This window comes from Paenarthrobacter sp. CM16, from assembly GCF_013179505.1.
Classification (GTDB): domain Bacteria; phylum Actinomycetota; class Actinomycetes; order Actinomycetales; family Micrococcaceae; genus Arthrobacter.
On the sequence record NZ_JABMCX010000172.1, the window covers coordinates 1 to 10,303 of the forward strand.

General features: G+C 62.1%; 7 protein-coding genes. 5 read left to right on the forward strand and 2 right to left on the reverse strand.

Annotated features, from left to right (window positions below):
* Nucleotides 1-227: 227 nt before the first annotated feature.
* From HP499_RS15210 to HP499_RS15230, 5 genes are all read left to right on the forward strand, one after another.
* Complete coding sequence (locus tag HP499_RS15210) at nt 228-1,373, forward strand: glycosyltransferase family 4 protein (protein ID WP_253951614.1); 1,146 nt, start codon at nt 228-230, stop codon at nt 1,371-1,373.
* On the forward strand, nt 1,374-2,183 hold the full coding sequence (locus HP499_RS15215) for a PIG-L deacetylase family protein (protein WP_172325037.1): 810 nt from the start codon (nt 1,374-1,376) through the stop codon (nt 2,181-2,183). It begins immediately after the preceding gene.
* A complete protein-coding gene (locus HP499_RS15220) occupies nt 2,180-3,763 on the forward strand; it encodes a glycosyltransferase family 39 protein (RefSeq protein ID WP_172325039.1) in 1,584 nt (527 codons plus the stop codon). The genes HP499_RS15215 and HP499_RS15220 overlap by 4 nt, the downstream gene beginning before the upstream one ends.
* A 5-nt stretch (nt 3,764-3,768) precedes the next feature.
* Nucleotides 3,769-5,085, forward strand: a complete 1,317-nt coding sequence (locus HP499_RS15225) for a hypothetical protein (protein WP_172325041.1) — start codon at nt 3,769-3,771, stop codon at nt 5,083-5,085.
* A gap of 136 nt (nt 5,086-5,221) precedes the next feature.
* The gene (locus HP499_RS15230; protein ID WP_172325043.1) at nt 5,222-6,436 is read left to right on the forward strand and encodes a glycosyl hydrolase family 28-related protein; all 1,215 of its coding nucleotides are present in this window, start codon (nt 5,222-5,224) and stop codon (nt 6,434-6,436) included.
* Nucleotides 6,437-6,472: 36 nt separating this feature from the next.
* Here the strand turns inward: HP499_RS15230 and HP499_RS15235 are convergent, their stop codons facing one another.
* Nucleotides 6,473-7,384, reverse strand: a complete 912-nt coding sequence (locus tag HP499_RS15235; RefSeq protein WP_172325045.1) for a diguanylate cyclase — start codon at nt 7,382-7,384, stop codon at nt 6,473-6,475.
* A partial coding sequence (locus HP499_RS15240; protein WP_172325047.1) for a response regulator occupies nt 7,381-10,303 on the reverse strand: 2,923 nt, incomplete at its 5' end. The genes HP499_RS15235 and HP499_RS15240, both read right to left, overlap by 4 nt.

A 10,303-nucleotide genomic window follows, 5' to 3' on the forward strand; every position in this document is an offset into this window, starting at 1 on the left:
GCCCTGGCCACTGTCAGCGGCCTCATGGTTCTCGCTCATCAACGGGGGCTGCTGCCGCACAGAAACGACTTCAAAATTTCACGACGACGCCGGGAAGCCAGCGGGCGGTCGGCCGGCGATCGGGCCGCTGGCAGCCGCCGCCGGGCTGTCAAGGGCGGAGATGTCCGCCATAGTCACGGCGACCACAGTCCATGGCCTCCCAACGCCCGAAGGATGGAAAGACAGCTATGAGAGTTTTGCATTTGGGATTCGAAGATCCGGGCATGCCCGGGGCCGGCGGAGGATCCGTGCGGACCCACGAAATCAACCGTCGGCTGGCAGCAAAGGGTTACCAGGTCACGGTGCTCACCACCCGGTATCCGGGCTGGACGGAACGCGTGGAGGACGGTGTGCACTACGTGCCGATCGGGTATGGATCCGGCCGCAATCGGCTGACCCGGTTGGTGGCCTACGTGGCACGGCTGCCTTTCGAAGCGAGCCGGCGCCGATCATCGATTGACTTGGTGGTGGAAGATTTTTTCGCCCCGTTTTCCACCATGGCAGCCCCGCTATGGACCCAACGTCCCACCATTGGAGTTGTCCAGTGGCTCCATGCCAGGGACAAGGCCCGGCAGTACAAGTTGCCGCTGCATTGGATGGAGCGGCTGGGGGTACGAAAGCACCGAAGACTCATCGCTGTTTCGCAGGGCATAGCCGAACGGTTGAAGAAACTGAATCCAGACGTTCATGTGGACGTGATCGGCAATGGTGTGGACCCATGCGTGTGGCGCAACCCGCCGCGCGTTGGAAAGGATGTCCTCTTCATCGGCCGTCTGGAGTACGGGCATAAGGGGCTTGACCTGCTCCTGCAGGCTTGGTCCCAAGCGTGCAGCAGAGTTGAAGGAAATCTGCTGATTGCCGGCACCGGTCCGGACGAAGACAGGTTGCGTGCTGCCGTCCAGGAAGCGGGTCTGTCCGAACGTGTTCAGCTGCTGGGCTGGTTGTCCGGGGAAAGGAAGTTCACGACCATCAGCGAGGCCCGTCTGGTGGTGGTGCCTTCCCGGCACGAGACGTTCGGCTTGGTGGCCATTGATGCCTTGGCTTCTGGTACGCCAGTAATTGCTTTCGATATCCCATGCCTCAGAGAGATCCTCCCTGCTGGGACCGGATGGCTTGTCACCCCCTTCGATGTCACTGCTTTCGCCCATGAGATCGCCACCCGTTATTCCCAGGCTGGGCTGGAGCAGGTGGCTGCCGAAGGTCGCCTGTTTGCCGCCGGCTACGACTGGGATGCGCTCGCAGACCTGCAAGCCCAGGCCTACGTCACAGCACTTGCTGAACTGAACACCTCCCAACCCCGGCAGGAGCTACTCCGCCGTGCAGAAAGGGCCTGAATGCAGTTCCAATCCAGAGTTGATCGTTCCCTGGCCGGAGACGCTCCCTGGCTGTTCTTGTCACCCCATCTGGACGATGCTGTGTTGTCCTGCGGGGCTCTCATCGAAGCGCAGGCCCAGGGGCGTCAGATTATCGTTGCGACTCTTTTCACTGAGTCATCACCGGCTCCGCACACCCGCGCGGCAGGGTCGTTCCTGCGTCAGTGCACTGTCCCGGATGCCGGGGAACTCTTCGAGGCCAGAAGGTCCGAGGACCGGGCCGTGCTGGAAAACATGGGAGTCCAGTCCTTGCATCTAGGGGAAGTGGATGCGCTGTTTCGACGCCGGAGCAAACCGGCCATGGTGGGAAGCAGTGCCTGGGACAGGCTTCTTCCGGAATTGACTCACAGATACCCCACCTACCGGTTCGACATCGCCTTGGGCAGAATCTCCAGAGGGGACCGGGAGATGGTACGGCTGCTGCGGGAACGTGTTGCCGGGCTCTTGGAACTGACCGGGGCTGAGCTGCTCTTTTGCCCCGCGGGAGTGGGCCGTCACATTGACCATCTGATCACCCGCGACCTTGGCAGGGACCACCCGGACCATCTTGTGATGTACTCCGACTTTCCCTACGACCTGGTGGCCGGACCGGATGAAGCGTACCTGTCCACCAGAGGATTGGCGCGGTGGTCCTGGGACAGGGGCCTGGACACCAAGCCCGGCCGCATCAGGCAGTATGCCACGCAGGCGGACGCCTTGTTTCCTTCAGGGGAGATTCCCCTGATTCCGGAAACCTACTTTGTGCCCGCAGCGCCGTCGGGAGTGCAATGACTTCGCTTCACCGCGCTGATCCGGCACCGCTGAGGTTCACAGCGCGACGTTCTGCCGGGAAGCGGCGTCAGGTAACTCAGCGCCCATTCCGGGCCGCGGCACTCGTGGGACTGCTGGCCTTGGTATTTCGGGTGGTTGGAGTCCAGCGGGCAAACGATGTCTTCATCGACGAAGTGACGTACGCAGATCTGGCCCGGCAGATGGCAGACGGGCAGATGCCAACAATTCTGGGCGCTCCGTTTTTCCTGCACCCGCCGGGCACCTACGCCCTCAACGCCCTGGTCATCCGTGGCTTTGGCCTTCAAGGGAATTCGATGGATCTGGCGCTGCAGTTGCGGTGGGTCAACAGCATCCTGGGGGCAGTGACGGTGGTCGTGTGCTTCCTGGTGGTTTGCCGTCTGGTGGGCATCAGAGCGGCGGCGGTGGCAGGGGTGATCCTGGCGAGCGATCCCTTCCTCCTCCGCATGGACGGCCGTTTGATGATGGAAACGCCGGCCGGGTTGGCCGTTCTGACGGGTTGGCTCCTGGTCCTCATGGCGCTTGAATGCCGGAAGGGACGGGAACGCTGGTGGCTGGAGATCAGCGCCGGGTTGGTGTTCGGGCTGGCGATCGTCATGAAAGACATGACAGCCGTGTTCACTGTGGTTCCGCTCGTCGCCGGGGTGCTGTGGCGCAGAACCCTACCGCCGTTCACTGCCTGGCGGATTCTCGCCTCAGCGTTGGTTCCTTATGCGGTGTACCTGTTTTTCATGACCGCCATGGGACTTCTTCCACAGTTTGTTGACCAAAAATCGGTAGGCATTCTGAGGATGGTGGGCGCGGTTCAGATGACTGGTTTCAATTCGGTCTCCGAAGTAAGCCTCGCAGACCGCCTCGTGGATCTTGTGGGACGGTTCGGCACCAGCTATATGCTCTTGGGACTTTCCGTCCTGGCTGGCGCCATTGCCGCCACCTCGCCTGCGGTGAATCGTCGCGTCATTGGTTTGTTCTCAATCTTCACGGGCCTGGTTGGTGTTTACTCCGTGTTTTTTGGAGCTGCGGAAGAACAATTTGGTTACTGCGTGGTCCTGGCCGGGTTGGTCTCATTACCCGTTGCTGCGGTGATGGTTGTGGCGTGGCGGCCCCGGCTTGGACGGTTTGTGGTAGTGGCCACAGCACTCATGACCGGCTTTAGTCTCTTTCTGGGGGTTCAAGCACGCTCCGCCGTAGATGACGGGCTGTTCCAGGCCCGTAGTTGGATGATGGCCGAGCTGCCGGCATCGGCGAAAGTGGGCTTGACGTCCGTGACGGGTGAATTCGCTTTGCTTCCCCATGAGAACTGGGAGGTTCTGCCCTCATTGGAATCCTTGAGGGACGGTGACGCCCAGTACGTTCTTACCCAAGGCAGGCAGCTAAGCCAAGGGTATGGTTTTGCTTCGCCTGGCTTTTTGCAGTGGCTGCAGAACAATGCCGCGCCCGTCTTTGCCTTTAGCGGACCAACGTCGGGTGAGACCGTTGTGTGGCGACTGGACCGAACCAAGCTGGAGGCTGCGGTTTCAGGTGGGCTGACACTGCCGCCGGTATCAGGTGGGTACAGGTGAAGCGTGTGGTCCTTTCGATGGTGCTGTTGCTCATGTTGGCCGCTATGACCGCCGGGTGCAGTGCAGAATCCCAGCATGCGGCGCCTGAGTCCTTCGCTTTTGGAGTCTTGGGCGCTACCTGTGAACCCCAACGCCTCGCCGCCCTTCGCGAAGCCGGGGTCTCGATCGTCGAGCTGCCAGTGGCCTGGGACCGTTTCGAGCCACGCAGGGGATGGGTGGACAGCCAGTATGCAGGCGAAGTCGTGGCACAGCTGGAGCAGTGCCGTCGTGCAAGCATCAAGGTGATTCTGTCGCCCGGCCTGCACTACGCGCCCACTTGGGTGCGAGGGCTGCCAGGGGGTGAGCTGAGAGGAAGCGAGGGAGGCGTTGCACGGAGCGGCGGAGCCGAACTCATCTTCAGCTCCGAAGTGAGAAATGCCGCCCAAAGGTATCTATCGCGCCTCGTCTCGGTATTGGCGGCAAACCAAGGTCTGGAGAACATTGCAGCAATACGGGTCGGGACAAACTCCACCGGGGAGTTGGGCTACCCGGGGCCCGGGGCTGGCGGCAATGACAGGGAATTTTGGGCTTTCGGCGATGCACCCCAAAAGGGCTATGGCTTGGCTGAGGGTGTACCGCTCTCTCCGATGCCCGGATGGATTCCGGGCTCGGCTGTATGGAATGGGCAGGCTGTGTCAGACCAACAGGTCCATGAGTGGTGGGCCTGGTATGCCGGATCTGCTGTGGACGCAGTGGTGTGGCAAGTCAACGAGCTGCGGAGTCTTGGCTATGAAGGACGCGTACACGTCCCTGTGGCAGGCAGGGGAGTCCTGCCAGCTGACAAAGCAGAAGCTGTCGCGGGGTATTTGGATGGACGGGCGAACCCTGATGATGCCCAGGAACGGGGCTTGGACTATCAGGCCCAGTTCGCCGTGTTGTCCATGGTTCCCGGTGTGGACGTGGACTTTACCGGGTTGGATGACGTTTCGGCGGTCACAGCCCGTTCCGTCATTGATCCCCAAGACCGATGCAGCCCCGGGGACGAAGGGAAAGTGGTCCAGGAAGATGTGTCATCGTGGTCCGCCCACCGTTACACGAGCGCCGTGGCACGACGTGCGGGACTCGGTCTGGTGGGCGAGAACCCCGGTCCCCCCGGCTCCCCTTTCACCGGTGGCTCCTCCGTGTCGGACAGTCTTGCCGAACAGTTGAGAGCCGCTCCCGGCTATGCCGTGGAATGCGGGATGACCATGTTCCTGTTCGGCTTTGAACCGAATCTGTTCGACGACGGCGAAAGTGGCGTCACCCTGGACGACTACAAAGAAGTCATCCAGCAGATCTACTGATCCTGACGTCATGTTCTCCGGGCTGCCCTCACTCATTAGGTGAGTCGGTTGCGGACCCTGCTGCCCACTACAGGCTGGACGCGGGAATTTCGAACACAGCTAGCCGTGTTGCTGAAGGATCGATGAGGAGAACATCATGACCAATAACAGCGCTCGCTTCACGGCTGCTCGGCCAACACGCCACGAGGGTTGGCGGAAAAAGCAACTATCTCGTTTCCTGTCGGGCGCAGGCCCCGTGCTCTTGGTACTGGTGTGGATGGCACCCCTCGCCACTCCGGCAGCAGCAGCGATCCCGGTCCAGAGTTCGCTGCCTCTTGCCGGGACGCCTTCTGCCTGTACCCAGAGCGGAGCCACAGGCAGTAGTGCCACCAGTATCTTCGCAGTCACTTCCACCCCCAACGACTCCATTGATGACACCGCAAGCATCCAAGGCAGAATCAACGCGGCCGGCATTGCCGGCGGAGGGGTGGTGAAACTCGCAACGGGAACCTACATCATCAATGGAAAACTGCAGATGCAAAACAACGTAGCGCTGGTGGGCCAAGGGGTGGGGACGATCCTCAAGGCAGGTCCTTCGTTCACGAACAACACCGGACCCGCTGGTGGATATCCCATCGTGACGACAGCGGGTGCAGACAATACGACGCTGTCGCACTTCACTGCGGACCAGTCCGGGGACACCTTGAACGGCAATGTCGCGGGACGCCTCAATGAGTACGTGATTGATGTCCGGGAATCCACGAACTCACTCGTCCAGGGTGTCCATACCAAGAATCCGTTTACCTACTCGATCGCCTTTGTTGGTGGTTCCGGGTGGTGTGTCAGGGATAGCAGTACCCAATCAGCCACCAACGGTAAATACGTGGAGTTGGACGGCATCCACGCGATGAATACCAGTAAGGGTGACATTGTGGGAAACATCGTGGATCAGCGCAAAGGCACGGATGGCGACGACGGCATAGCGGTGCACACATTTGGTGACGAAGACGTGCACGACATCCGAGTCGCCAACAACAACGTGCGGGGAGGCCGGCACGGTGCAGGGATCGATCTCGCTGGAGGATCCGGAGTCATCTACAACATCAATCTCTCGGGCAACACCGTCTGGGGTTCTCCTAGGGGCTTACATGACGCCTACTATGACGGCACCGAGCAAATCCACCACATACAAATCGTGGGCAACACTTTTATGAACAACGACATCAAGACAACGGGCGGCGCCGTTGACTTCGAAAGGCCTGTGACGTACGTGACAATGACGGACAACACTGCGTGCAACTCAGGTGACTATCGTCTTCCTTCAGGTACAGGAAACATCAGCGCCCGAAATACGTATACAGTGTTGTGCTGATTACAACGTTGTGCTGATTCCAACCACTGATCCCGTTCATTCCGCGAGGGCATCGGCCAGAGTCACCCGGTTTCGGCCGGAGGCCTTCGCCGCGTAGAGGGCAAGATCGGCTTCACGCAGGAGTTGCTCGCTGCCCGCCCGGTGCCCGTCCGTGAAGGCCGAGACTCCGGCGCTGATTGTCAGGACACCGTCAGGATCCCCGGAGTGCTCGATCCTCAGGGCATGGACCGTGGACCGGACACGTTCCATGACGGCCGCGGCGGTTGCCGGGGACTGGTCGTGGAGGACCAGGAGGAACTCCTCGCCGCCAAAGCGATAGACGGCGTCGGCCTTCCGGACTTGGCGGGCAAGGGTTGTTGCGATGGCTACCAGCGCGGCATCCCCGGCCTGGTGCCCGTAGATGTCGTTGTAGCTCTTGAAGTTGTCCACGTCCACCATGGCCAGGCAGTAGTCGTGGTTATCGCGGCTGTGCAGTAAGAACAGGTCCTCGGTGAGTTTCAGCCGGTTGTGCAGCTTGGTGAGGGGGTCAGTGCGCGCCTGCTCGGCCAATGCCGAACGGTAACGGGCAAGGTCTGCGTGCAACGAGGTGATTCTCTGGGCCGCCAGGAGCCTGATGTGCAGGCTGAACGGGTCCAAGGGCTTGGTGACGTAGTCGTCCGCACCGGCTTCCATGCCTGCCAGCACGTCCTGCCGGGAGCCGTGCGAGGTCACCAGGATGATGTACGTGTAGCTGTCTTCCTCGGAGGCGCGGATGGCGCGACAGAGGTCCAGCCCGTTCAGGCCCGGCATCATGAGGTCCGTCACCACGGCTTCGGGGCCGTGTTCCTGGTAAAGCTGCCAGGCCGAGTCGCCGTCCTCCGCTACGATGCACTCATGGCCGGACTGCTCGACGGCGGCCTTGGTGATCATCCGGGAGATCTGGTCGTCGTCGGCGATCAGGACTTTCATGAAGCTCCTTGGAGAGTGCGTTCGAGGGCAAGGTCCACCTGCTCGAGTTCTGTCTGCAACCGCGTCAGCACCGGCATGCCGAGCGATGCCAGGTCCGGCACGGCCTCGCCGCCCAGCCGTTCCAGATCCTTGCAGAGGACTGCGGCGCCGGCGGCTCCGATGTTGGAGGCTGCGCCGGCGAGTTTATGCGCGGCCGCTTCCACGGCTGCGGCTTGCCCTGCTCCCAGCGCGGTACGCAGGGCTTCCATGGTGGTTTGGGAGTCCTGTCGAAAGGCCCGGACCGCCTCGGGCAAGAGGCCCAGACCGTCTGCGGGACCGAGCTCGCGGAGTATCTGCAGTCTGCCGGCGTCAAGAACAGCAGCGTCAAGAACAGCGGCCCCAGCAAGGACGTCACCTTCAACACCAACGCCGTCAACGCCAACGTTCGACGCCGATGCTGCCGCCGGCGCCTGCGCGACGCCCACCCCGGTTCCTGGCGCGACGCCGCCCGCAGGTTCGGGCGTAGAGCCGCCAACCGCCGTCGAGGTTTGCCCTTGTTCCGGAACCCAGCGCGTCAGCACAGCCGCGAGCTTGCCGAGGTCCACGGGCTTGCTGATGTAGTCGTCCATGCCCGCGGCGAAGCAACGTTCGCGGTCCTCGTTCAGTGCCCCTGCGGTCATGGCGATGATGGGTATCCGGGCCGCGTGACCGTTCCTGGCCCGGATGGCGCGGGTGGCATCAAAGCCGTCCATGACCGGCATGTGGCAGTCCATGAGCACGGCTGCGTACTTTCCGGAGAGGGCTGCGGTCACTGCTTTGGCACCGTCGTCCACAATGTCAACGCTGTAACCCAGCCTGTTGGCCATGCCGCGGGCCACCAACTGGTTGACCTCGTTGTCCTCTGCCACCAGGAGTTTGCCCAGGCGCGGGACCGGCTCAGTCGACGCAGCTGCCTCCACCTGCACCGGCTGAGCAGGGGAACCCACAATCCGGGTGGCCATCAGGCGCAGGAGACGGTTATAGAACTCTGAGCTTCGCACGGGTTTGGTGAGGTATTCGCGGATTCCTGCGCTGAGGAGGTCGCCCCTTTCCACTTGCATGGTGGAGGTCAGCAGGATGATCCCCGGCGACCCGGCGCCGTCGTTTTCGTCCTTGATTTGGCGTGCCAGTTCCAGGCCGTCGGTGTCGGGCATGCACATGTCCACCACGGCAATGTCATAAGGGTGGTGTGTTAACACGGCTGTGCGGTACTCGTCCATGGCGGAGGCGGCATCGGCAACGGCTACCGGCTCCATGCCCCAACTGGCGAGCTGCTTTTCCAGTACCAAACGGTTGGTGGCGTTGTCGTCCACCACCAGGACCCTGCGGCCGGTCAGTGTGGCGGGCAAGGTTCCGGTGTCCGTTGGCGCCAGGCCGATGGGAAGCTCCAGGACAAACCAGAATTTGCTGCCCGTGCCCGGTTCGCTTTCCAAACCAATCCTGCCGCCCATCACCTCGGTGAGCCGCCGGGAGATCGCCAGCCCCAGCCCGGTGCCTCCGTAGCGGCGGGTGGTGGAGGCGTCTGCCTGGGCGAACGATTCGAAGAGCCGGTGATGGTCCGCGGCGCTGATTCCGATGCCGGTGTCCCGGACTTCGAACCGCAGGGACGCGTTGTCCGCATCGCGGCTGACCACGGAGATCTGGATTTCGACCTCGCCGGCGGGGGTGAATTTGACGGCGTTGGAGGACAGATTCAGGAGGATCTGCCGGATACGGCCGGCATCGCCCATCAGGCGTTCCGGGACATCAGGGTGGCAGTAGGAGATGAGTTCCAGGTTCTTTCCCTGGGCTGCCTCTGCAACCAACCCGGCCACCTCGTCCACCAGGGCCCGGGGATCGAAGGCGTTGACGTCCAGATCCACTTTCCCGGCCTCCAGTTTGGAGAAGTCCAGGATGTCGTTGATCAGCGTTAGCAGGACTTCGCCGGCGCCCTTGACTCCTTGGGCGTACTGCCGCTGGCCCTCGCTCAGGGGCGTGTCCATCATGAGGGAAGTCAGACCGATCACGGCATTGAGCGGAGTCCGGATCTCATGGCTCATGGTGGCCAGGAACTCGGACTTGAGCCTGCTGGCTTCCAAGGCTGCTTCACGTGCCGCCAGCAGTTCAGCTTCGGCAGCCCGGCGTTCGGTAATGTCGCGGGAAATGGTGGCGACGCCGCGGATTCCGTTCTCGCTGCGGACGGGGGACAGGGTCACCGAGACGGGGATGGTGGCACCGTCACCACGCTTCCGCTCGGTTTCATAGTTCTGCACTTCCCCGCTCCGGGCAGTGGATTCCAAGGCTTGGCGTTCTTTTTCCAGCAGGTTGGCCGGAACAAAGAAGTCACCCTTCCTGCCGATTGCTTCCGACGCCGGGTACCCGAAGATTCGCTCGGCACCGGGGTTCCAACTGGTGATGATGCCGTCCGGTGTTTCGCCAATGATGGCGTCGCCGGAGGAGTTGACGATCGCACCGAGTCCTTCCAGCTGGGCAGTGCGTTCGGCTACTTTCGATTCGAGATCGCGGGTCAGCGTCACATTTTCGACGACGATCAACACCTGCCGCACGATCACGAAGGCCACCACCACCAGCCCGGTGACCAACAGGATGGGGTCCTCGCCAATGGGACGGCTGCGGGAGAAAAACACTGCACTGAAGACGGGCACGTAGGGGAGCAGCTCAAGTGCTGCGGCGTAGGCCCGCCCGTCCTTCCGCGTGCTGTCCGCTTCGGGGAGCAGGGGGCTTAGCCCCACCAGCAGGAAGGCGAGCACCCATCCCAAGGCCAAGGGCGAGCCTGTAACGCCGGCGATGCCTTGAAGGGTGAGGCTCATATATGTCAGGTCGGTGATGGCCAGGATCCAGAAACCGAGGGCCATGCTCAACCACGGCAGCCGGCGTCCGCGGGCTGCGCGCATGGTCAGG